The sequence below is a fragment of the Microbulbifer mixtoriginis (SeqCode) genome (assembly GCF_052466715.1).
The window spans coordinates 1,409,446-1,433,549 of sequence record NZ_CP174288.1 but is presented as its reverse complement, the minus strand read 5'-3'; the positions used below and the strand labels follow the sequence as shown (position 1 = coordinate 1,433,549).

Genomic DNA, 24,104 nt, shown 5'->3' with positions numbered 1-24,104 from the left:
TGACTCCTTTCTCAAGTTAGGCCGTTTCAACAGGACAACCTAGCGCTGCCAAGCTCTCCACTGCAAGATTCAGAGATTGAACATCTGCCTGGCGATGTAGCTTTACTTCGCCTAGGTAGTATTCCAGGCTAATAATCGCATCGGCAAAAATATCCAGCAGCTGCTCCACCTCAGGGGCCGCATCATGCCTATCCACCGAGCTTTCAACAAAGTTCAGCAAACCTTCAACCACGGCCGCGGCACGGCGGAGGTTGAGCACAATCAGCCCCCCTCGAACGGAATTTAAAGTGGTGGAGACATTGCGGATATGCCCGTGATCAAAACCAGAGTCTGCATAGGCCGCCAGCGCTCGCTTGATGAGGGCAAGGCCCGCTTCCGCCTCTTTAAGTACTGCCACCTCGGCCTCGGCCAGCTGGCTGCACTCAAATGCAATATCCGCATGACCGTACTCATCAAGATCAATACTGGTGCTTTGCTTTAACGCCCGCACAGTACTATCTACCATGAGCACTTGGCCTGTAAGCTTTTGCAACGCTGCATCCGCAACGGAGCCACCAGCACCTGCTGCGCTCTGATATTCAGCTATGGCATTACGCAGGCTCTCTCCAATCCGCCTGAAATTAAGCATTTGTAAGGTGCCGGCAACCTTTTGCAGGGTAGTGGTCAGGCCATCATCTTCATCAATACCCGATACACCGATCATCTCGATGTCATCAAGCATTCTCCGCACACTAGACAATTCTTCATCAAGGGCACCTGCAACTGCAGCAATAGCCGTTGCGCCAGGGCCACCGAGGCTTGCGCGCTCTCTTTCCAGTTCATCCTCAGTGTATTCGAGTTCCTCCGCAGAAAAAGCTTCAAGCAGTTTCTCTCCACTTTTATCAGGGCGTGAAAGAGCCAGCCAATAGATACATTCTTTTAAAAGAATTGGCGGAGCCGGTTGATCCAGGGCCGTATCACACTCTTTCTGTAATGCACGCAGCCAGCGGTCAAACATACTAAAAACCATCACCCGCGAACGGCTGATCCGCATTTCAGCCGCAGCCATGCCGCTAAGTGCCGCTCCAGCTACCAGCCATAGGCGCCCATTGGGGCGGCCTGTGGTAATACTGGCAATACGCTCTAGTGCTCGCGCCATCATCGTGAAAGCGGGGCCCCGAGGCTTTCCACGCAACAGCGCCAATAAACCAACTTGGTACATATGACGAAATCTGCGCACAAAACTGCGAAGATCTTCGGACATTACCGCCGAAGCCCCCAGGCCAGGTATCGAAGCACTTAGATTACAGCTAAAAAAGTGACTCTCTGGCACAGGAGGCTCGGAACGCGCCGCACGTAAATTGTTAATAAAAGGTATTAACAGCTCTGGGCGCGCAATCGCTCGGTTTTGCACGAAGTCAAGATAACGACCCAGCACATAAAAACCCGTACCCAAGGCTTCCATCAGCTCTTCTGTAGGCTGTTGGCGCCCCTCCAGCACCTCGGTCAAAGCTGCGATCTTTTCCTGCGCTAGCAATTCACCCGCATGGAGTTGCACCATTTGCAGCACTCCACTCACTTGCCTAAGAACAGCGACACACTGCTCCAAAGACTGTTTCTGGGTGGTATCTGCTGCAAATTTATCCAGGTGAGCGGCGGCATTGTCTATTGCAACAACCAGCTCGTCCTTGACTACATTGACAGAAGTGATGTTGATCTTGCGCAATTCACTTTTTGCCTGCACCACTACATTCTTCCTGTAACCGAACAAAAAACAACCAACCCCTGTGGAGTAGGCCTAATAAACGGCAATTTATACCAATAGCGAAAAGAGTCCACCTTTCCGCAGACAAATTCCACCGAATATTCGACAAAACCCCCGGCAATAAGGCAGCCAGCCCTAAATTACTTGAATTTTCCGGAAAACCCAGTAGCGTTTGCTATTTTGATATTTGCGTCTGTACGCATTTTGTTCTTGCGCACAAAAAACAACCAGTACAAAAATTAACAGCTTTGCCGCAAGGGGAAGAGACAGGGGAGTAGGCACATCACTGCTATTCGCCAATCAATTCCAACACTCCAATTTGGCCCTTAACTGGGTAAACCATGGAAGTAAATGATGAACACCTACAACAATGCAATTACCGCGTCTGGAAGCGGTTTTGGCCGGGCTTTTGCAGATAATTTTCTCGGTGAGGCTCCGGACTGGTACAAATTAACCATCGCCGCCTTCCTACTTTTAAACCCTCTCCTACTCTATGTCAGCGGCCCCTTCATCACCGGCTGGGTGCTAATCGGGGAATTTATTTTTACCCTGGCCATGGCTTTAAAATGCTACCCATTGCAACCAGGCGGACTGCTTGCAATCGAAGCCGTGTTGATGGGCATGACCAGTACTGATGCGGTTTACCACGAGGTAGTAGAGAATATAGAAGTTATCTTGTTGCTAATGTTTATGGTGGCAGGCATCTACTTTATGAAGAGCCTGTTACTATTTGTCTTTACCAAGATCCTTATTCATGTAAATTCTAAAAGCCTATTGTCACTATTATTCTGCGCAGTGGCAGCTGTGCTTTCCGCCTTTTTGGATGCACTTACCGTAACAGCTGTTTTGATTGCCGTTGCTGTTGGCTTTTATTCGGTATATCACCGGGTTGCATCACAACAACCCCATCACCACCACAGTCACGATCACTCCAACGATGAGCATGTGGTCGAGTATCACCGTGAGGATTTAGATCAGTTCCGGGCCTACTTGCGCAGCCTGATCATGCACGGCGCTGTCGGTACCGCACTCGGCGGAGTGTGTACCTTAGTGGGCGAGCCGCAAAATCTCCTCATTGCCGAGAAAGCCGGATGGGAATTTGTGCAGTTTTTCCTACAAATGGCTCCAGTGACCATCCCCACCCTGTTTGCCGGACTAATAACTTGCGTAGTCTTGGAAAAAACCAAGGTATTCGGTTACGGCGTACAGCTTCCCCTAGCGGTTAGGGAAGTTTTAGTAAACTTCTCCAAGGAAGAAGAAAGCAAGCGTACCAGCGCCCAGGTTGCTGAGCTCTGGATACAGGGTATTGTTGCACTAGTTCTAGTATTCGCCCTGGCCTTCCACGTTGCAGAAGTTGGCATGATTGGCCTGATGATTATTGTATTGCTAACGGCCTTTAATGGGGTAGTTCAAGAAGCTCGTATCGGCCATGCCTTTGAAGAAGCGCTGCCTTTTACTGCACTTTTAGTTGTGTTCTTCGCGATTGTTGCAGTCATACATCAACAACATCTATTTGAACCCGTGACTCACTTCGTACTATCGCAAAAGCCTGAACAACAACCGGCTTTACTGTTTGTTGCCAACGGTATTCTATCCATGATCAGTGATAACGTGTTTGTCGCCACCGTATATATCAATGAAGTTAAATCGGCTCTCGTTGCTGGCGATATAACTCGGGAGCACTTCGACAAACTAGCTATTGCCATCAATACTGGCACCAACTTACCGAGTGTTGCCACACCTAACGGCCAGGCGGCATTCCTATTTCTTCTGACGTCGGCCCTTGCGCCCCTCATCCGCCTATCCTACGGCCGCATGGTAATTATGGCCCTACCCTATACATTAGTACTCAGTGCTGTAGCTCTGTTTTGTGTGGTTTACACTCTCTAGAGAATAATTCGCCGGCAAATACCCAGTATTAGCCGGCAGCCCCAAAGCTATGACCCAATGATAAGAAGAGTAACCAGCAATAAAAAAGCCCGCTTAGCGGGCTTTTTTATTGTTTACCAGAAGTGCTTCCCAGCAGATTTCTGCAACAGTTCAAGCATAGACAGGTGCGCTTCCTGCTCATGTCCCGAAGTCTGGATTACCCTGAGAGAGGGCCGATTCTGCGGAAGCCTGCGAATTACCGATGATACACTCTCCCCCTTTGCCTGCTCACTCTCCTCAGAGCTTTGCCCATCGCCCCCCTGAGCCAACCCCAAATCGGTTTGGCCTCCAGTCATCATCAGGTAGACGTCGGCAAGTATCTCCGCATCTAGCAGAGCGCCATGCAGATCTCGCTGTGAATTGTCGACGAAATAACGTTTACACAACGCATCCAGGTTGTTCTTTTGACCAGGATGCTTTTCTCGCGCAAGGGCCAGAGTATCCAACACACTGCAATGAGCATTCACATGCTGCCAGCGTGGACTGCCCAACAACTTTAGCTCGGCATTAATAAAGCCAACATCAAACGGGGCGTTGTGAATAACGAGCTCAGCGCCCTCGCAGAAAGCCATAAATTCATCGGCGATCTGCGCAAAAACGGGCTTATCCGCAAGGAACTCGTTGGTGATACCGTGAACTTCAATCGCCCCATCATCAACCTGCCGCTGGGGGTTGATATATTGATGATAATGACGCCCTGTAAGCTTACGGTTTTCAAGCTCCACACAGCCTATTTCAATAATTCGGTGGCCATTCTTGGGATCTAGGCCGGTAGTTTCGGTGTCCAGTACAACCTGGCGCATAACTCACTCCCCGTCAGAATTACAGCTCATCTATACCACGGTTGGCTAACTGGTCAGCCCGCTCATTTCCAGGGTGTCCAGCATGGCCCTTCACCCAGTGCCACTCGACCTGGTGCCTGGCAACACCTTCATCCAACTGACGCCAGAGATCGGCATTTTTTACTGGCTTTTTACTCGCCGTCTTCCAACCATTCTTTTTCCAGTTATTGATCCAACCAGTGATCCCCTGCCTTAGATATTGGGAATCGGTATGTAATTCAACCTCACAGGGCTGCTTCAGGGCTTCCAATGCCTTGATCGCAGCCATCAGCTCCATACGGTTATTGGTGGTATGGGACTCCCCTCCACATAACTCTTTTTCATGCTCTCCGTAAACCAGTAGAGCTCCCCAGCCACCTGGACCCGGGTTGCCACGACAGGCGCCATCTGTGTAGATAGTAATTTGCTTCAAAATCAGTGCCAGAAATAGGAGTAAATCAGCTTCTGGAGACTCCCCCAGAGCTATCGCTTCTGATGTTTTCCCCGTGCAGCGACACGGGGACTTGTAGGTGTTGCTACCAGGGCAGGCTTACGCTCAGCACGCCAATCTATCTTGATTGTCCGCACCCGCGCCACTTCTTTGCGCGCGACTATGATGTAAAAGCCACCCCAAGGCAAGCGCAGGCGGTTAGCGAGCCTCTCCATCCAGGCCGACTTAGCGAGTAGCTCACGTTGCTGTAAAGGCAGGCGGAAGAAGCCTCGATGCATCTGTTCAGCCTGGAGATCCAGCAGGTTCATCCAGTCAGCAATCCTGGCTGCCCTCAATTGATTGCCTTTTTGATAGGCTCCACGTGAAAATAACAGGCGTGATAAACCCAACAAAGAAAAGGGGTTGAATCCCATTAGCAGCATGTGACCGCCAGGTATCAGTACTCGCGCCGCTTCACGCAAAATTTGATGGGGATGAGTGGAAAAGTCCAGCAAATGATGTAAAAGGACCACATCAATTGACTCAGAGGGGAGTGGCAGATGTTCCATCTCTACAATAGCCGCCCCTTGCTGCTCCGGGCAAACCGCCAAGCGAAAGCAATGATTAATACGGCTAGAAGCGGCAAAATCTACGGCATCAGTAACCCCCGCCTGCAATAGATGGTAACCAAAGAATCCTTCAACCAAAGGCTGGGTCAGCGCCAATTGCTGAGAAAGAATCTCCTGCCCTAGACTGCTTGAAAACCAGTGAGAAAGGGCCGGACTGGCTTTGCGCAATAGCGATGACTCTATCGACTCACGAGATCTGGACTTATCAGTCATTCACTCTCCTTAAGAACCAGGCAGAAATCAAATTAATTATCCTGCACTCCCGTAGCCATCCTTTATGGTGGTTAGCTCTAAATGCTATGCAGTTTAACATCATGTCGATCATTCATTTACGAGACACTATAGAAAGCTTGCTGCTAGGTAAGCACCCTCCTCTGCACCTTTCGGTTAATATCCATGATATCGTTCCGGCATTGAGTTGGCAGGCAGAACAAATATGCTCTCCGTAACCCCTATTCCCGCATTGAATGACAACTATATCTGGCATCTTGAGAAGGATGGTGAGCACTGGGTCGTCGATCCCGGTGAAGCCGAGCCGGTAATCAAGACCTTAGGGGAAGCCCCCCTAAGCGGCATATTAATTACACATCATCATTATGATCATACAGGCGGCATCAAAACACTGCATAGGTATTACGGGTGCCCAGTGTTCGGCCCCAAATCCATCAAGGGAGTAACCAATCCAATTGCCGACGGGGATACATTTTTACTGTTAGGACTACCAACTGAAGTCCGAGGTATTCCCGGCCACACCCTGGACCACTTAGCGATAATTCTGAAAGAGGAATCTGCTAGCGGCAGTCAGCAGCCTCATCTATTTTGTGGTGATACACTTTTTGCCGCCGGCTGTGGCCGCATATTTGAGGGAACCCCAGAGCAGATGCTCAATTCCCTACAAATGCTAACCAAACTACCAAAACATACCCTTGTTTACTGTGCCCATGAATACACGCTCGGCAACCTCCGGTTTGCCCATACTGTAGAGCCTGGAAATACTGCTGTTAGTGAACGACTAGCCCACACCCAAACCTTGCGGCAATCCGGCGAGCCAACCCTGCCTAGCAGCATTTCCGAGGAACTGGCAACAAACCCTTTCTTGCGCTGCCAATTTCCAGAGGTTGCTCAAAGTGGTGCCCACCATCTGGGGCGGGAAACGCCCGAAGAGCTCAGTGAAGTTGAAATATTTTCCAGCCTTCGCGACTGGAAAGACCATTTCTAATAGAGGTGGCCATAACGCCATAAGTCATGACCAGCAGCTTAGCGCCCTCAAATACTGTCTGTTTTTTATCCATCTACATTGACCGAAACTATTCCCACTAATTAGAATCAGAAGGCTATGATCCAATGCTCAGTGTTAGCAAAAAATAAGCGCCTTCGCGCGAGCTGAGTAGGAATTAAAAGAATTACTCGCGGATATCAAACATGGTTCACAAGAATTTTGCCGCAGCATTGCTGGCCGCTACGGTTGGAGCTTGCTCGCAAATACCTGAGACTGGCTCATCTCCCGATAGCGAAAGTCAGCAGACGCAAGAAACCAGCCCTGCAAGTAACCTTGAGATATCTTCCCCTATTTCCACGGAAGCAACCCCGCCCCCTACAGATATCTGGGAGCGCCTGCGCCGGGGATTTCGCCTCAATCACCGCACTGAAGATCCGAAGGTGCAGGATTACATCGCTTATTTCTCTCGTAATGAAGGCTATATGTCGCGGGTTACAGAGAGGTCTCGCCGCTATATCTTTCATGTTGCAGAGGAGTTAGAGCAGGCAAATATGCCTCTTGAGCTCGCCTTATTGCCTATAGTGGAGAGCGCCTACGATCCCTTTGCTTACTCGCATGCACAAGCCTCCGGAATGTGGCAATTTATCCCCGCAACCGGTCGCTCTTTCGGCCTCCAGCAAAATTGGTGGTATGACGGACGCCGAGATGTACATGAATCAACCCGCGCAGCCGTAAAATACTTCAAATACTTATTCGAGCGTTTTGATGGCGACTGGGAGCTTACTCTAGCAGCTTACAATGCTGGGGAAGGAACTGTGCGTCGCTCAATAGAGCGCAACCGCCGCAGAGGACAAGGAACTTCTTTCTGGGAAATCAAGTTACCACGCGAAACAAAGCGCTATGTACCACAGCTTCTAGCACTTGCTGAGGTAGTATCCCGCCCAGAGCATTACAAGGTACCTCTACACGAAGTCGCTAACGAACCCTACTATGCCCGCGTCAACGTTGGCAGCCAGATAGATCTTTCCCAAGCCGCAGAGCTTGCTCAAATCGAGTTGGATGAGCTTTATCTACTCAACCCCGGGTTTAACCGATGGGCCACTGACCCCAATGGCAATCACCACCTGCTTATCCCAGTAGAAAGCCTAGAGCACTTTGAGTCGGCCTTGGAAGAACTGCCCGTAGAGCAACGCGTAACCTGGGAGCGCTATACTATCGCCCGCGGAGATACGCTTTCTACCATCGCGCGACGCTATCAGACAACCATCTCAGCCATTCGTGAAGCCAACAAGCTGCGAAACAACAATATTCGTGCGGGTAAAACCCTACTTATCCCTAGCGCCTCTGGTCCAGAAGGCCAGTATGCGTACACCGTAGACCAGAGAGTGAAACAGCGCCAAGCTACTGGCCAAGGGCAGAGGTCGAGCTACACAGTACAACCCGGTGACAGCCTTTGGGCCATCTCGCGCAAACTAAAAGTGAGCGTCAAGGAACTCGCTCACTGGAATAGCATGGCTCCAGGGGACACCCTTCGCCCAGGCCGGACACTGGTTGCCTACAATGGGGGGGCAGGTAGCAGTAACCGTACCACTCGCAAACTCTCATACAAGGTAAGAAGTGGAGACTCCCTCTACCGAATTGCCAATAAGTTCAGTATCAAAATCGACGATATTTTGCGCTGGAACAAAATTCCCAAGTCGAAATATCTACAACCCGGCCAGCGCTTAACTCTCTTCGTCGATAGTGCACATAACAGCTAATCTTTTTTCCAAACGATATTAACCCCAATAAAAAACCCGGCAAAAGCCGGGTTTTTTATTGGGCAAATTGACTGGCCTATACATGCTTACCTGCTATTCGCCTGTAGAACTAAGCTCCACTTTGGCCTGATCAGACAGGTAACGGCGAATTGCAGCCAATTCTGCACCACCATTCACTGATGCTAACTGCTGCATTAAGGCTCGGCGCTGCTCCTTACTCTGCTGGGAGAGGTCTCCTGGACGCACATCACGCAATGCCAAAACAATCTGGTTGCCGTTGCTCACTGCAAAAACAGCCAACTCCTCAGAACCTGCCGTAGGCACAGGCATAGAGAAAGCTTTGCTATTGATCTCAGCGCGCTCACCGAAACCACCTCGACGAGTCTTATCACTAGCCTCCAGGGTCAAGCCCTGCTCCTGGGCCAGCTCAGCAAAATCACCGCCAGATGCCAAACTTTCTTTCAAGCTTTCCGCCTTTTGGGCAAGCTGAGCACTCGCCTTATCACGCTTCAGAACGTCAACAATCTGCTGGCGCACCTCTTCCAGCGGGTAAATACCTGCAGGCTTGGAGTCAGTCACTCGCAAAACGACAGAATGCTCATTATTGAGATTCAGCACATCAGAGGTATTGCCGTCCTCCATCACCTCTGGAGAAAAAGCAGCCTCTACTACCTGGCCATTAGCCAGTACCCCACTACCATTTGAGCGAGAGAAAAGACCGCTAGTTTGTAAGGATACCCCTAATTCCTCAGCCGGGCCTGCCAAGCTTTCAGCATTGTAGGCCAGATCTGCCAAGCGACTCAGAGCATCCAAAAACTCTCTTTCCGCCGCCGCAGTACGCAACTGATTTTCAATAGCGCTCTTACGCTCTTCAAAGACCGGCGGCTCACTCTCTTCCACTTCTAAGAGCTTAATAAAGTGAGTGCCACTATCAGTGGTAACTGGAGCAGATACCTGCCCAACCTCCAGTGAAGCAAGGGCCTCTTCAAAAGCTTGCGGGAATACATCGCCAGTAGTGAAGCCGAGGTCTCCCCCTTCATCACGGGAACCAATATCCTCCGAGTAACTTTTGGCCAGTTCAGCAAAATCTTCACCGGCGTCAAGTTTCACCTGAATTTCATTCAACTTTTCCTGATCTGCATCTTCTAAAAGAATATGCGCTGCACGACGGCGAAGATCAGAACCAAAATTAGCAAGCTCCAGGTCATATTGAGCGCGAACATCCTCTTCAGAGATATCAATGTTGGAGGCAAAAACCTCCGGAGTCAGCTCAATATATTCAACCGCTACCTGCTCAGGCCGCTGGTATTGACTCTGGTTGGCTTGGTAATACTGCTCAACTTCAGCATCACTAACGTCGGTAGAGGCCAATAACTCCTGCACAGGCAACACAACGTAGGAAAAGTCGCGCTCTTCCATAGAGGCTGCAACTATCTGCTCAGCGTCTTCCTTGGTGGTAAAGGCACTGGCAGTAACGCTATCCGCATATTGTTGCAAAGACAGATCGCCCTCAACAATTTGCGGGAAACTAGCTGTGCTATACCCCATACGGCGTAAAGCATCACGATATAGCTGGGTGTTAAAGGTACCATTGACCTGGAAGGCCGGAATATCGGTAATCGCCTTATTAACCGCAGCGGTACTCATCACCATACCACTCTCCTGAGCAGCCTGGCGCATGACTGAAGTGGAAATCAATTGGCGTAAAACCGGTTCACGCAGCTGCTCATCACTGATCAAGTCCGCCGGAACATCCTCTCCGTATTGGCTCATGATCATACTGCGGCGGTTTTGTATGGCCCGCTGCAAATCCATATTAGTGATTTTTTCACCATTGACCTCGGCGACCGCGTCGGTGGCACCACCACTGGCACCGGTAAAAAAATCGATTCCCCCAATGACCATAATGAACCCAAAGAATGCCGCAACAATAATGGCTGCCGTTCCCTTCAGGTTATCGCGCATGGACTGAAGCATGCTCAGCTCCGAATTTTCACTCTAATTGTTCAACTGTTAGCAGATACAAAAAAGGCGTATCGAAATTGACACGCCTCTTTGCACTTCGACTTTTACAAGGTTTCGAAGTTCACCGAAACTTAGTTTACGGCGTCTTTCAGGGCTTTACCGGCCTTGAAGTTAGGAATTTTTGCCGCTGCAATTTCAATCGGGTCGCCAGTGCGTGGGTTGCGGCCAGTGCGGGCTGCACGCTCTTTTACTGCAAAAGTACCAAAGCCCACCAAGGCAACCTGATCGCCTTTTTTAAGCGCATCAGTAATGCTGTCAACCATTGCGTCCAAAGCACGGCCAGCTGCAGCTTTAGGAATATCTGCAGACTCAGCAATAGCTTCAATCAGTTCGGACTTATTCACGCTTAATCCCTCTGTTCTTTTAAATATGTTTAGGGCATGCCCTCAGGCAAGGCATCCCTACTCGTAACTTTCTAACCACCGGCAATTTTAGCGCCGGCCAAATAAGGCCCGTTTTATACCAACTGCCCGGTAGCGGGTCAAGGAACCATGCGGGTTTCCGGCCGGTAAGACAAACCTCAGGCAACAAAAATCAATTTTGTGGTTAGATTTTGGTCTTGTAAATTGTTACGGGGTGACAGTTGTCACCCCGAATGCGATTAATGGGTTTGAACGGATCTCTGTGAGCGCTCTTCAGCCTGCTTTTGCAAAGCAGAATATTCCTCATCAGTAAGAGACTCGGGTTTGTGCTCAAGCGCCAACTCAAGAACCTGATCAATCCATTTAACCGGTTTTACCACCAGATCCTGAAGAATATTGTCGGGAATATCCTTCAAGTCTCGCTCGTTATCCGCAGGAATCAGCACAGTTTTTATACCGCCCCGATGCGCCGCCAATAACTTTTCCTTCAGACCTCCAATTCGTAAAACTTCTCCCCTGAGGGTGATTTCTCCGGTCATTGCCACATCCGAACGAACTGGAATATTGGTCAGTACGGAAACCAGTGCCGTACACATGGCGATACCCGCAGAGGGCCCATCTTTTGGCGTTGCACCTTCCGGAACATGAATATGGATATCCCTGGTTTCATGGAAATCAGGGCCAATACCGAGTGCCTGGGAGCGTGAGCGCACCACTGTCAATGCAGCCTGAATAGACTCCTGCATCACATCGCCGAGAGAACCGGTCTTGATCATGCGCCCTTTACCAGGAACAGCAGAGGCCTCAATATTGAGAAGCTCACCGCCCACCTCTGTCCAGGCTAGGCCGGTAACAATCCCGATCTTGTTCTCTTCCTCGGCGCGACCAAAGTCAAACTTGCGCACACCCAACAACTCTTCCAGTTCCTCAGACTGCACTATCGCTTTTTTGTCCGAAGGATTACGGACATGCTCCGTTACAATCTTGCGGCAAACTTTGGCAATTTCCCGGTCGAGCCCCCGCACACCCGCTTCACGAGTGTAGTAACGAACGATATCTCGGATTGACTGATCAGAAAGCTCCAGCTCATCCTCTTTCAACCCATTGGCTTTACGCTGCTTGGGTACCAGGTAGCGCTGGGCAATGTTGAGCTTCTCATCCTCGGTATAACCGGGGATACGAATAACCTCCATGCGATCCAGCAAAGGACCGGGGATGTTCATGGAGTTTGAGGTGCACACAAACATCACATCGGAAAGGTCGTAATCCACTTCCAGGTAGTGGTCGTTAAATGTCTTGTTTTGCTCTGGATCAAGTACTTCGAGCAGGGCCGACGCGGGGTCACCACGCTGATCCATACCCATTTTGTCGACCTCATCGAGCAGGAAAAGCGGATTCTTAACGCCGACTTTGGATATTTTCTGTACCAGCTTACCTGGTAGAGAACCTATGTAAGTGCGTCTATGTCCGCGGATTTCAGCTTCATCACGAACGCCACCAAGGGCCATACGCACATACTGGCGGTTAGTCGCACGAGCGATAGACTGCCCGAGTGAGGTCTTACCAACCCCGGGAGGCCCAACCAGACAAAGGATCGGCCCCTTCACTTTCTTGACACGTTTTTGCACAGCAAGATATTCGAGGATACGCTCTTTCACCTCTTCTAGGCCATAATGCTCCTTCTCGAGAATCTCTTCGGCTTTCTTCAGGTCATGCCGTACGCGGCTAGCTTTTTTCCAAGGAAGGCTCAACATCCAATCAATGTAGCTACGCAATACCGATGCTTCTGCCGACATGGGCGACATCATTTTCAGCTTGGCCAGCTCGGCACGGGTTTTCTTTTCCGCCTCTGCAGACATTCCTGAATCTGCAATCTTGTTTTCCAGCTCCTCAATTTCATTGGGCTCTTCGGTAATTTCGCCCAATTCTTTTTGAATCGCCTTCATCTGCTCATTGAGGTAATACTCACGCTGGCTCTTTTCCATCTGCTTCTTAACACGGCCGCGAATACGCTTCTCCACCTGTATCAGGTCGATCTCGGAATCCATCAAGCCGAGCAAATGCTCCAACCGCTCTTTGACATTGGAGGTTTCCAGCAGCTCTTGTTTCTGAGCCAGCTCGAGGGACATGTGCGCGGAGATGGTATCGGCCAAGCGCCCCGGCTCATCAATGCCAGACAGCGAGGTAATGACCTCATTGGGGACCTTCTTACTGATGGAGACATACTGCTCGAACTGAGACATAACCGAGCGCACCAAGGCTTCAGCCTCTCCCTCGGACAGCTCAGTAGTTTCTATAGGCTCGACAGTAGCCTCAAAGTGATTATCGTGCTCGGCAACATCGAGGATATTGACCCTCTCCCCCCCTTCCACAAGCACTTTCACAGTGCCATCTGGAAGCTTGAGAAGCTGCAGAACACTGGCAATAGTACCAACGCGATAGATGTCTTCGGCGCCAGGGTCATCTTCCGATGCTCTCCTCTGGGCTACGAGTAGCACTTGCTTATCCCTGCGCATGGCCTCTTCCAGAGCCTCAATGGATTTTTCCCTGCCGACGAACAGCGGAATCACCATGTGGGGGTAAACAACAACATCGCGCAATGGCAATAACGGATATTCAAGCTTGGTGTCGGATGACTGATCCATAGAACTCCTCTCGGCCCTATCACTGGGTATTTGGCGCGGCATCATGCTGCTGTTGAAATTGACAGCTTAATTTGGGCCACCGCCCGTCAGTTGCTAGAGATGGGGGGGGAGAGCCCGGAATACAAGTCTAATCTCGCGACCAATTTGTGCCGAATTCAACTGAATACTGGCTGGCCGCTGGTAGTTAAGCATGTCAAACAGGTAGAAAAGATAGATTTGAATAACAATTGGCTATAAAAAAAGCCCCACAAGTGGGGCTTTTTAATATGGGGAGTTATTCCTCTGGCGCCGCCTTTTGCGGCTGGCTTTCACTTTCGTAAACCAACAGCGGTGCCGACTCCCCCTTGATCACCGCCTCATCGATAACGACCTTAGCGACATCATCAGAAGATGGAATATCGTACATAGTTTCCAGTAACACCGACTCCATGATAGAGCGAAGCCCCCGGGCACCAGTTTTGCGCTCCATAGCCTTAGTAGCCACAGCATCCAAGGCGTCTGGACGGAAGTCCAGCTCTACATCTTCCATTTCAAAGAGTTTTGCATACTGCTTGGTCAGAGCATTGCGCGGCTCAGTGAGAATTTGCACCAGAGCCTCGCGATCGAGCTCCTCCAGGGTCGCGGTAACCGGCAGGCGCCCAACAAACTCAGGTATAAGACCATAGCGAACCAGGTCTTCTGGTTCGAGGTCACGCAGAATTTCACCAAAGTTACTGGTTCCATCCTTAGACTTCACTTCAGCGCTAAACCCAATCCCCCCCTTCTCTGAGCGATCGCGAATCACCTTGTCAAGGCCCGCAAAGGCACCGCCACAGATGAACAGGATGTTAGAGGTATCCACTTGCAGGAATTCCTGCTGCGGGTGCTTACGACCGCCCTGAGGGGGAACGGAAGCCACAGTACCTTCAATCAGTTTTAGCAGTGCCTGCTGCACACCCTCACCAGAGACGTCCCGGGTGATGGATGGGTTATCGGATTTACGTGAAATTTTGTCAATTTCATCGATGTAGACAATTCCCTGCTGGGCCTTCTCAACATCGTAATCACACTTTTGCAGCAGCTTTTGGATGATATTTTCTACATCCTCACCGACATAGCCAGCCTCAGTAAGAGTGGTGGCATCGGCGATGGTAAACGGCACGTTCAGCAGCCGCGCAAGGGTTTCAGCCAACAGGGTTTTACCGCTACCAGTTGGACCCACCAGAAGAATGTTGGACTTGCTCAGCTCAACATCATCTTTGCCTTTAACGCCAGTTTTACTACGCAGGCGCTTATAGTGGTTGTAAACCGCAACCGCCAGGACACGCTTGGCCCTCTCCTGGCCAATCACGTACTGATCCAAAATCTCGGTGATTTCACGCGGCGTGGGTAGGCGCCCCTCCGGGCCCTCCGCAGTCTCCTGGACCTCTTCGCGAATGATATCGGTGCAGAGCTCGACACACTCATCGCAGATAAAGACTGACGGCCCAGCAATCAGCTTCCGCACCTCCTGCTGGCTTTTGCCACAGAAGGAGCAGTACAGCAATTTGCCGCTATCTTCTCCGCTGCTTTTGTCGGTCATCAAAATACTCCGTGGTCACTGGCCTACCAGGGCCTTTAATTCAGCTATTACAGCAAGATGCTGTCTCTTGGCGTTTTTTTCAAGCCCCCTCTGCCTGAGAAATGACTTTGAAAGAACTCAGGTTCTCTCTTCACGCCTTTAGCAAAATATTTTTGTTGATAGTGTTACTTTTCAAGAGCCTGACGGCGGGAAAGTACATCATCCACTAGACCATACTCCTTCGCCTCATCGGCACTCAGGAAGTGGTCACGCTCAGTATCTCTCTCAATATCACTGACCGGACGGCCAGAATGGTGGGCCATCAACTCATTTAAGCGATGACGAATTTTGAGGATTTCCTGAGCATGAATATGAATATCGCTAGCCTGTCCTTGAGCGCCACCACTGGGCTGATGGATCATCACCCGGGAGTTAGGGGTGGCAAACCGCTTACCTGGCGCTCCCGCCGTCAACAGGAAGGCTCCCATGCTGCAAGCCTGACCAATACACATGGTGCTCACATCCGGCTTGATAAACTGCATGGTGTCATAAATGGACATACCTGCAGTTACAGACCCACCGGGGGAGTTGATATACAGATGAATGTCTTTATCAGGATTTTCTGCTTCGAGAAACAGTAACTGGGCAACTACCAGATTAGCCATGTGGTCTTCCACAGGGCCAACCAAGAAAATAACCCTTTCCTTCAATAGACGTGAGTAGATATCAAAGGAACGCTCACCCCTGGCAGTTTGTTCTACCACCATGGGCACCAAACCAGTTGCTAAGGGGTCAATTGAGGCTTGGGGATAATCGATTCGTGCCATAGGTACCATTGCTTCCTTTTGTGGCGTGTTCGGCAGGCCAGCATGCAAGCGCTAGGCGCCCGTGCTGAAAATTAGGTTTTCAGAGCTTAACCGGTCAGGCAGGATAAAGCCAGCCGGTAAAAAGGAAGGAGATGCAACGACGCCCGACTGAAGCGGGCGCCAATGCATTCGGAGATAAAGGGATAATTAACCCTGCTTCTGCGGCTTGATCACGTCGTCATAAGTACTTTTAACTTCTTCGACTTTTGCAGACTTCAGTACAAAATCTACAACCTGATCTTCCAGAACTACCGATTCAACTCCAGAGAGCAGCTCGCGGTTATTGTAGTAGTATTCAACCACTTCTTCCGGTTGCTGGTAGGTAGAAGCCAGCTCCTCAACCTTAGCTTTCACCAGGTCAGCATCTACAGACAGTTCGTTTTTCTTAACGATCTCACCAACAACAAGACCTAGAACTACACGACGCTTGGCCTGTTCTTCGAACATAGTGTCCGGCAACATACGCTCAGCATCTTCAGCTTTGATCTGGCCACCAAACTGCTGAACCATTTGTCCACGCAGAGTGCTAACCTCACCTGCGACCAGTGCAGAAGGCAATTCGACCGGGTGCTGTTCAAACAACTGGTCCATCACCTGAGTTTTAACCTTGTTCAGCGCTGCGTTTTTCAGCTCACGCTCCATGTTACCGCGAACTTCTTCGCGGAACTTCTCTTCTCCACCCTCCTGAACACCATATGCAGCGAAGAATTCTTCATTCAGCTCGGGCAGCTCAGGCTTTTCAGAAGAGGTAACTTTAATATTGAAGGTTACCGCAGCACCACGTAGCTCTTCAGCTTGGTAGTCTTCAGGGAAGGTCAGGTCCAGATCTTTCTCTTCACCGGGCTTCATACCGAGGATACCTTCCTCAAAACCGGGGATCATCTGGCCGGAGCCCAGTACCAACTGGTGACCTTCGGCCTTACCGCCTTCAAACTCTTCGCCATCTTTACGGCCCAAGAAGTTGATCACAACACGATCACCTTTTTGTGCCTTGCGCTTGGTATCCTTCCAGGAAGACTGCTGTTTGCGCAGCACATCAACCATATTGTTAACATCCGCATCAGTTACTTCTGCAACTGGACGCTCAACGCTAACCTCAGCCAAATCGGCCAATTCTACTTCTGGATAAACTTCAAAAGTGGCGACGTATTCCAGATTCTCGCCAGCTGCAGTTTGCTTTGCCTCAATGCTTGGCTGACCGGCAGGCTTAACTTCTTCCTGCTGAACCGCATCGTAGAAGGAACGGCTCATAACCTCGCCGAGCACTTCCTGGCGAACGCCGGCACCAAAGCGCTGACGCACAACTTTCATCGGCACCTTGCCTTTGCGGAAACCGTTTATACGAACAGTCTTAGCCGCCTGCTGAAGGCGCTTGTCCACTTCTTTATCGACGACTTCCGCCGGCAAGTTGACCGTTAAGCGACGCTCCAGACCGGAAGTAGTTTCGATGGAAACCTGCATGTTTATCCTCGTGAGACTATCTCTTTAATCGCGCCGCAGCGCCAACGAATACCGGGTCACCGAGACTTAGTCAGCAACCTCATGGGGAAACATCAAAACAATATTTTGAGCTTCCGCCAAATACACAAGAAGCCCGCACCCACCCCTCCAGGGTAAGTCACACGGACTTCAAGGTTTTTGATTTGGTGGGGACGGGGAGACTCGAACTCCCACACCTTTCGGCACCAGAACCTAAATCTGGCGTGTCTACCAATTTCACCACGTCCCCGAAACTCTCTTACCGCTAACCCATTGATATATATAGGGTTTCGATCTTTTTTAAGACCTCATCGCGACAAGGGGTGCAGATTGTGCCACAGCATTTTAAAGGCATCAACACTTTACTGAAAAAAAATAAAAAAGGCGCCAGAAAGGCGCCTTTTGTGGGGTGAGGGAGATTAAACTCGCTCAACAATCGTGGTGATTCCCTGCCCCAAGCCGATACACATGGTGGATACACCAAGGTTTCCACCCTCGTTTTGCATAACACTCAACAAGGTACCGGTAATGCGAACGCCTGAGCAACCGAAGGGGTGGCCAAGAGCGATAGCGCCACCGTACAGGTTGACCTTCTCATCCATCTGCTCGAGCAGATCCAGGTCCTTCAGCACCGGCAGCGCCTGCGCTGCAAATGCCTCATTCAGCTCAAACTTGTCGATATCGCCGACAGTTAGACCCGCTCTCTTGAGCGCCTTCTTGGTGGAAGGCACCGGGCCATAACCCATAATGGACGGATCAACACCGGCCAGCGCCATTTCCTTCACGCGAGCAATAGGGGTCATACCCAAAGCCTGAGCACGCTCAGCGGACATTACCAGCATCACAGAAGCACCGTCGGTGATCTGAGAGGAGGTGCCAGCTGTTACCTGGCCGTGCTTCGGGTCGAATGCCGGCTTCAGTTGAGCCAGACCTTCCACGGTGGTGTCAGGACGGATGGTTTGGTCCGTCTCAACCAGGAAAGGTACGCCGTCATCGTCATGGCCTTCAATAGCGATAATTTCGCGATTGAATTTGCCAGCCTTGGTAGCCTCAGCGGCACGATGGTGAGAGCGTGCGCCGAACTCATCCATCTGCTGACGCTGGATACCGTGCATCATCGCCAGGTATTCAGCCGTCATACCCATGGAGCCGGCAGCTTTAGCCATATAGCGACCCAGCATTGGGTTGGGGCTAACATGCTCCATCATGTTCAGATGACCCATGTGCTCAACACCACCCACAACGTACACATCGCCAACGCCAGCCTGGATGTTGGCAGCTGCAGTATGCAGGGAGGACATAGAGGAGCCGCACAGGCGGTTGACGGTTTGCGCCGGGATAGTGTGTGGCAGACCTGCGCGCAGCAGGATAAAGCGAGCTACGTTAAAGCCCTGCTCATCGCGCTGCATAACACAGCCCCAGATCAGGTCATCGATCTCGGCAGGATCGAGCTTGTCATTGCGCTGCATGAACTTTTTCAGCAGTTCAGCGGACATATCATCGGCGCGAACATGGCGATATACACCATTCTTCGAGCGACCCATGGCCGTACGCGCGTAGTCGACGATTACGGCATCTCTAGGATTTAAACTCATCGCTATTCTCCTTACTTGTCGCCGTAGTAGGTTTTGCCACTTGCGGCCATTTCACGCATGCGATCGGTCGGCTTGTACAGCTCACCCAGATCGGCGTACTTATCGGCAATCTTCACGAACTCATCCAGACCAATACTGTCCAGCCACGCGAAGATTCCGCCGCGGAATGGAGGGAAGCCAATGCCGTAGATCAGCGCCATATCGGCTTCAGCCGGGGAATCAACGATACCCTCTTCCAAGCAGCGAGCCAGCTCGGTGGCCATAGGCACCATCATGCGCTCGATAATTTCGTCTTTTTCAAACTCGCGACGCTCAGCCACGTGCGGCTTAAGCAGCGCGTAGGACTCTTCGGTAGCCACTTTCTTCGGGCGACCTTTTTTGTCCTGCTCGTAGTTGTAGAAGCCTTTGTTGTTCTTCTGGCCGTAACGACCCGCTTCATACATAACGTCGGAAGCAGCGGTAAAGGTTTTACCCATGCGATCGGGGAAGCCTTCAGCCATTACGCTTTCCGCGTGAACACCGGTATCGATTCCGACAACATCCATCAGGTAAGCGGGCCCCATCGGCCAACCCCAGCGCTCCATCACCTTGTCAACGGCCTGGAAGTCAGCGCCATCGCGCACCAGCATGGAGAAACCGGCAAAGTAAGGGAAGAGAACGCGGTTAACCAGGAATCCCGGACAGTCGCGTACAACAATAGCTTTCTTGCCCATCTTGTTTGCGTAGGCAACAACGCGAGCTACAGCTGTGTCGGAAGTTTTCTCTCCGCGAATCACCTCAACCAGCGGCATTTTGTGCACTGGGTTGAAAAAGTGCATGCCGAGGAAGTTTTCCGGGCGGGAGAGCGGCTCAGCCAGCTGGTTAATAGAAATAGTGGAGGTGTTAGAAGCGATTACAGTGTCTTCGCTTACTTTGGTTTCCACTTCTTTCAATACTGCGTGCTTCACCTTGGGATTTTCAACCACGGCTTCCACAACAACATCGATATCGTTGAAGCCGTCGTAGCTCAAGGTAGGCTCGATACGGTTGAGCACTTCACCCATTTTAACGGGGGTCAGGCGCTTGCGATCAACCAGCTTGGACAGCAGCTTGTTCGCCTCATTCAGACCAAGGTCGATACCCTTCTGGTCGATATCCTTCATCTTGATCGGAGTGCCCTTGTAGGCAGACTGGTAAGCGATACCGCCACCCATAATGCCAGCACCCAATACTGCCGCACGCTCAATCGGCTTATCGGCTTTCTTCTCCCAACCTTTGGCAACCTTGCTGATTGCCTGGTCAGCCAGGAACAGCCCTACCAAAGATTTCGCAGTGCCAGTCTGCGCGCAGAAAATAAACTTCTCTTGCTCGATTTTCAGCGCTTCATCGCGAGTCAGCTTGTAGCCCTGCTCGATTGACTCAACCGCAGCTACAGGAGAAGGGTAGTTTTTGCCCGCCTGCTGACCCACAAATGCCTTGGTGGTAAAGAAGGCCATCAGCGCTTCGGTGTCATTCAAGGGAATCGGAGATTTCTTGAGTTCGCGAATGGCTTTGTAGTCCAGCTCGCCATTGATAGCGCGCTCAAGCAGCTTGACCGCTGCATCTTTGAGTTTGTCAGTGGGGATCACCGCATCAACAGCGTGAGCCTCCAGAGCGGCAGCCGGCTTCTGTTCTTTACCTGCTGCAATCCACTCAGCAGCGACATCAACACCCACTACACGCGGCAGGCGAACGGTGCCGCCCCAGCCCGGGATCAAGCCCAGTTTAACTTCCGGAAGGCCAACTTTGGCCTCTTCGCCCATCAGGCGGAAGTCACAGCCAAGACACACTTCAAAACCACCACCGAGCGCGTAGCCATTAATTGCCACCGCAGTCGGTACCGGCAGATCTTCCAGACGGTTGATATTTTCGTTGTTCTGATTCATCAGATCAGCAACGCCCTCTGCGCCTGCAGAAAAAGCACCGCCAAACTCAGTGATATCAGCACCGACAATAAAGACGCTCTTGCCACTGGTCAGCAGCACACCTTTGATGCCATCTGCTGCTTCAATTGCATCCAGAGCCTGAGAGAATTCGGAAACCGTTTGGCGGTTGAACTTGTTGACGGATTCGCCTTGCAGGTCGAATTTAAGCTCGGCGATGCCGTTATCCAGCATCTGAACCGTGAGCGCTTTGCCACTAAATAACATTGATTGACCTCTTTTATTCTGGGCCGCAATCCTGGACCCGGGGTCGGAATTTTTTTGCAACCAAGGGCCGCCCCGCAGGGTGCGGTGACACTTTGGCCCAATATGGTCAGCCGTAGTATAGCCAGATTCAAACGATTGTTTGAATACTATTTCTTACAAAAGAACTGGCACCAAGAGCGCCAAAGTACAGAAAACAACCAGCCATATCTCACAGGCTGGTTACACAGGCGGAGTCAGTCTATCGCGGATCAATCCACCTTTTCAGCACGGTGGCGTAAATCACCCTTTATAGAAAGACTCGTTTGGACGGGAAGCGCAGGGAATATTCGATGAGGGAGTGGCAGCCACGGCACTGAAAACCACACAGTCAATACTTCCGGGGTTGCGGAAGCGATGTGGGCGCCGTGCATTTAAGTAATAACCATCCCCCTCCTCTAGCAGGGCAAACTCTGATCCTGCTGTAACCTCCAGCTCTCCAGCAATAACAATCCCCCCCACCTCCCCATTGAGTAGCAATTGGCCTGAACCGGTATCCTGCCCAGCGGGAAACACTTTACGGAGGATTGTCATGGCGCGAACCTGGCGGGAGCCGCCGAGCAAATGACAGAAAACCCGACCATTACCAATATCGGGCATTTCATTGGCGCGAAAAAAAATTTGTTCTGGCTCGGCAAGTTCCAGGGAGAAAAACTCAGCCAGAGACATGGGCACACTATTCAATATCTTCTCAAGCGATCCCACAGATGGGCTAACCCGACCCTGCTCTATAAAAGACACAGTGGCATTGGTAACGCCCGCTTGCCGCGCAAGTTGTCGCTGGGAAATCCCATAAATTTTTCGCACCAGCTTCAGCCGGGCACCAAGATCCCCGGCATCACTAACTTCACTACAAACATCCATGTCTGACATTGAATCTCTCACTCCGCCAACTGCCAAAGGAGGTTTCCCCCTTAATTAGCAGGAAAAATTTTAAGCATCATACATTACCGATGCACGGGCCTTTTAAACCATATCGGTAAAGGGGTTATCAACATCGAGCTCTACAGGAGGAAACCCTGGAAATGAGACCTTATCAACAGAAAGACCTATTTGAGCATCATCTACCAGCCCCTCTCCAAAACGGTAGATAGTTTGTAAATCTCCTCTGCTTGCTTTTTCATCGTACGCTACAGCATGCTCCACGACAGACTCATTTTTTCTATGATGAGCAAGCATCTTTTTTGACCCATAGCGTTTTTCCAGCATTGAGCGGGTCAAGTGAGGAGAGAGTACAGCCGCAGTCGCATTATTCCCCCCAAAACCTTTAGAATTCAGGAAAGCGAGATCCAGTGAAGCGGGATCCCTCTCCACATGCTCACAAGAGATCTGCAGGTTATTCTGGTGAACATCATCTGCCACTCTGTCAATCGTGACGATACCCGGTAAAATTCCCCTATCAAAAACTCCCAGGGTCGAAATTAACTGGTCACCACTCGCCACCGCTATCGTGTGCCCAAGATAAGCTTTAACAGCACAAACCGGCCATTCCTGCACACCAAAAACGGAAGCCAAGCGATCGAGAATCGCAGACTCTGTTACGCGATTTTGCGGTGTGCTAGATCCATGGGCCTGAACAAAACTGCGCTTCTTCAGACTTTCATCCCCGACAATAGCTTTCGACTCCGCCATCGCCCTGGCCATCGTTAGATAATTACCTGGCCCCGGTGCGGAAATCGACTTTTTGAAGCCATCAGCATTGATATACACCCCTGTAACCGCACCGTGGACACTCGCCCCCAGCTCAACAGCCAAAGCGTCATCCATTAAGATGGCCCACTGGGTACCCTCCCCCAAAGTAAAACCGCAATTCTCCCCAAACGGGCGACTAGTGCGGCGGAAGTCCACTTCGCCCGAAGAAATCTTTCGCAGATTTTCAGTGGTAGCAAGCGCGCCCATGGTTGAGTAACCATCAACAATCTCGGGAACCAATGGCGCTTCAGTAGCACCAACAACGGCCACCCTGGCCCGACCACTGCGAATATCCTCTACCCCTGCGCGCAAATTGTATAAATAGCTCGCACAAGCTCCGGTAACCGCCCCAGTAGAACCAACATTACCCAGCACATAGGCGTTCACAAAGTCTGCCGGCATACTATTCAGCCCAAGCGCCAACTGCTTGGAGCTAACCCTGGAACCGCGCAAGCGGGACTGCATCAAGCCTCCGTTTCCATAAGGGTCGAGTTGACTCATCGCTGAGGAGGCGTAAACAGAAATATTACCGGGACCAGCTGCAGCAACAACATCCTGCCAATCCACTCCCATAGAGAGAACAGCATCAGATGCACCCAACACTGCCAACTGCAATCCCCTCGGGTGGAATCGGGAACTGTAAAGCTCACCAGGCTCAAAGCCTGTGGGCAGCTGTCCTGCCGCCCCCACTGGGATCTCGCGAAAGCTATCCAGCATGACTGACAAACTTGATGTAGCCACACGAACCCTACCACTACCAATAGTTTCCACTTGCCATCCCTCTGGCAGTGGATGGGGTAATTGGCGCGTAGAAATCTCAAAAGAAATACCAGCGGGATTTGAAAGATTCGCCGCCTGGTGAAAATGACACCTGTGGTAATCGTAGATTCGCGCTTCCAATTCTCGCACCAAGGTGCCCTTGAGAACCTTTTCCTCCAGCGCTGACTCGAGGGGGCCTTTGGCCTCGGCGCCTGTACGCAACCCCATCAATGCGGCGAGATCAGAAAGCGTATCAGTCCGCTCCCTCTGTCCGAGTTTGTCGAGCACCATGCGGGCATAGCCCCGGTGAAAGGAGCTGCGTCCTGCAGGGTTAAAACCACCGAACGCGGTAATTACGGGAAGGCGCTGCATCCTGACCTCCAGCCAAGCTAAACACTACAAATT

At 51.0% G+C, this 24,104-nt stretch carries 17 protein-coding genes and 1 tRNA gene; 3 read left to right on the top strand and 15 right to left on the bottom strand.

What is annotated here, in order from left to right; genetic code table 11:
• Window positions 1-16: 16 nt before the first annotated feature.
• Window positions 17-1,726 (bottom strand): FimL-related protein, encoded by a 1,710-nt coding sequence (locus ACJJH9_RS06550; protein WP_444924688.1) that lies wholly within the window; start codon window positions 1,724-1,726, stop codon window positions 17-19.
• Between the two features lie 372 nt (window positions 1,727-2,098).
• Between ACJJH9_RS06550 and nhaB the strand changes: the two genes are divergently transcribed.
• Entirely contained in the window at window positions 2,099-3,634 is a 1,536-nt protein-coding gene (nhaB, locus tag ACJJH9_RS06545) for a sodium/proton antiporter NhaB (RefSeq protein WP_444888921.1), read from the top strand.
• A 113-nt stretch (window positions 3,635-3,747) separates the two neighbouring features.
• Here the strand turns inward: nhaB and dnaQ are convergent, their stop codons facing one another.
• From dnaQ to ACJJH9_RS06530, 3 genes are read right to left on the bottom strand one after another with little or no spacing between them, the layout of a single operon-like run.
• Window positions 3,748-4,476 (bottom strand): DNA polymerase III subunit epsilon, encoded by a 729-nt coding sequence (gene dnaQ / locus ACJJH9_RS06540; protein ID WP_444924687.1) that lies wholly within the window; start codon window positions 4,474-4,476, stop codon window positions 3,748-3,750.
• Window positions 4,477-4,495: 19 nt separating this feature from the next.
• Window positions 4,496-4,927, bottom strand: a complete 432-nt coding sequence (gene rnhA, locus ACJJH9_RS06535; protein WP_252085386.1) for a ribonuclease HI — start codon at window positions 4,925-4,927, stop codon at window positions 4,496-4,498.
• 50 nt (window positions 4,928-4,977) lie between these two features.
• Complete coding sequence (locus tag ACJJH9_RS06530; protein ID WP_444885412.1) at window positions 4,978-5,766, bottom strand: class I SAM-dependent methyltransferase; 789 nt, start codon at window positions 5,764-5,766, stop codon at window positions 4,978-4,980.
• A 223-nt stretch (window positions 5,767-5,989) separates the two neighbouring features.
• Here ACJJH9_RS06530 and gloB point away from each other — a divergent pair, with 223 nt between their 5' ends.
• Together gloB and ACJJH9_RS06520 are read left to right on the top strand one after the other, a co-directional pair.
• Complete coding sequence (gene gloB, locus ACJJH9_RS06525) at window positions 5,990-6,772, top strand: hydroxyacylglutathione hydrolase (RefSeq protein ID WP_444924686.1); 783 nt, start codon at window positions 5,990-5,992, stop codon at window positions 6,770-6,772.
• A 203-nt stretch (window positions 6,773-6,975) separates the two neighbouring features.
• Window positions 6,976-8,532, top strand: a complete 1,557-nt coding sequence (locus ACJJH9_RS06520) for a LysM peptidoglycan-binding domain-containing protein (RefSeq protein WP_444924685.1) — start codon at window positions 6,976-6,978, stop codon at window positions 8,530-8,532.
• A 93-nt stretch (window positions 8,533-8,625) separates the two neighbouring features.
• Here ACJJH9_RS06520 and ACJJH9_RS06515 read toward each other — a convergent pair whose 3' ends face one another.
• From ACJJH9_RS06515 to ACJJH9_RS06465, 11 genes are all read right to left on the bottom strand, one after another.
• Entirely contained in the window at window positions 8,626-10,509 is a 1,884-nt protein-coding gene (locus ACJJH9_RS06515; RefSeq protein WP_444924684.1) for a SurA N-terminal domain-containing protein, read from the bottom strand.
• A 119-nt stretch (window positions 10,510-10,628) separates the two neighbouring features.
• Complete coding sequence (hbs, locus tag ACJJH9_RS06510) at window positions 10,629-10,901, bottom strand: non-specific DNA-binding protein Hbs (protein ID WP_067086576.1); 273 nt, start codon at window positions 10,899-10,901, stop codon at window positions 10,629-10,631.
• A 257-nt stretch (window positions 10,902-11,158) separates the two neighbouring features.
• Complete coding sequence (gene lon, locus ACJJH9_RS06505) at window positions 11,159-13,564, bottom strand: endopeptidase La (RefSeq protein ID WP_444904398.1); 2,406 nt, start codon at window positions 13,562-13,564, stop codon at window positions 11,159-11,161.
• Window positions 13,565-13,838: 274 nt separating this feature from the next.
• Window positions 13,839-15,125, bottom strand: a complete 1,287-nt coding sequence (gene clpX, locus ACJJH9_RS06500; protein ID WP_252085380.1) for an ATP-dependent Clp protease ATP-binding subunit ClpX — start codon at window positions 15,123-15,125, stop codon at window positions 13,839-13,841.
• A gap of 164 nt (window positions 15,126-15,289) precedes the next feature.
• Window positions 15,290-15,931, bottom strand: coding sequence for an ATP-dependent Clp endopeptidase proteolytic subunit ClpP (gene clpP / locus ACJJH9_RS06495; RefSeq protein WP_252085379.1), 642 nt, complete (start codon window positions 15,929-15,931; stop codon window positions 15,290-15,292).
• Between the two features lie 186 nt (window positions 15,932-16,117).
• Window positions 16,118-17,431, bottom strand: coding sequence for a trigger factor (gene tig / locus ACJJH9_RS06490; protein WP_444885418.1), 1,314 nt, complete (start codon window positions 17,429-17,431; stop codon window positions 16,118-16,120).
• 183 nt (window positions 17,432-17,614) lie between these two features.
• Window positions 17,615-17,699 (bottom strand) — tRNA-Leu (locus ACJJH9_RS06485).
• A 169-nt stretch (window positions 17,700-17,868) separates the two neighbouring features.
• A complete protein-coding gene (fadA, locus tag ACJJH9_RS06480) occupies window positions 17,869-19,044 on the bottom strand; it encodes an acetyl-CoA C-acyltransferase FadA (RefSeq protein ID WP_444890727.1) in 1,176 nt (391 codons plus the stop codon).
• Between the two features lie 11 nt (window positions 19,045-19,055).
• Window positions 19,056-21,212, bottom strand: a complete 2,157-nt coding sequence (gene fadB, locus ACJJH9_RS06475) for a fatty acid oxidation complex subunit alpha FadB (protein WP_444885420.1) — start codon at window positions 21,210-21,212, stop codon at window positions 19,056-19,058.
• A 279-nt stretch (window positions 21,213-21,491) separates the two neighbouring features.
• Window positions 21,492-22,121 (bottom strand): helix-turn-helix domain-containing protein, encoded by a 630-nt coding sequence (locus tag ACJJH9_RS06470; protein WP_444924683.1) that lies wholly within the window; start codon window positions 22,119-22,121, stop codon window positions 21,492-21,494.
• A gap of 93 nt (window positions 22,122-22,214) precedes the next feature.
• The gene (locus tag ACJJH9_RS06465; RefSeq protein ID WP_444924682.1) at window positions 22,215-24,071 is read right to left on the bottom strand and encodes a beta-ketoacyl synthase; all 1,857 of its coding nucleotides are present in this window, start codon (window positions 24,069-24,071) and stop codon (window positions 22,215-22,217) included.
• Between the last annotated feature and the right edge of the window lie 33 nt (window positions 24,072-24,104).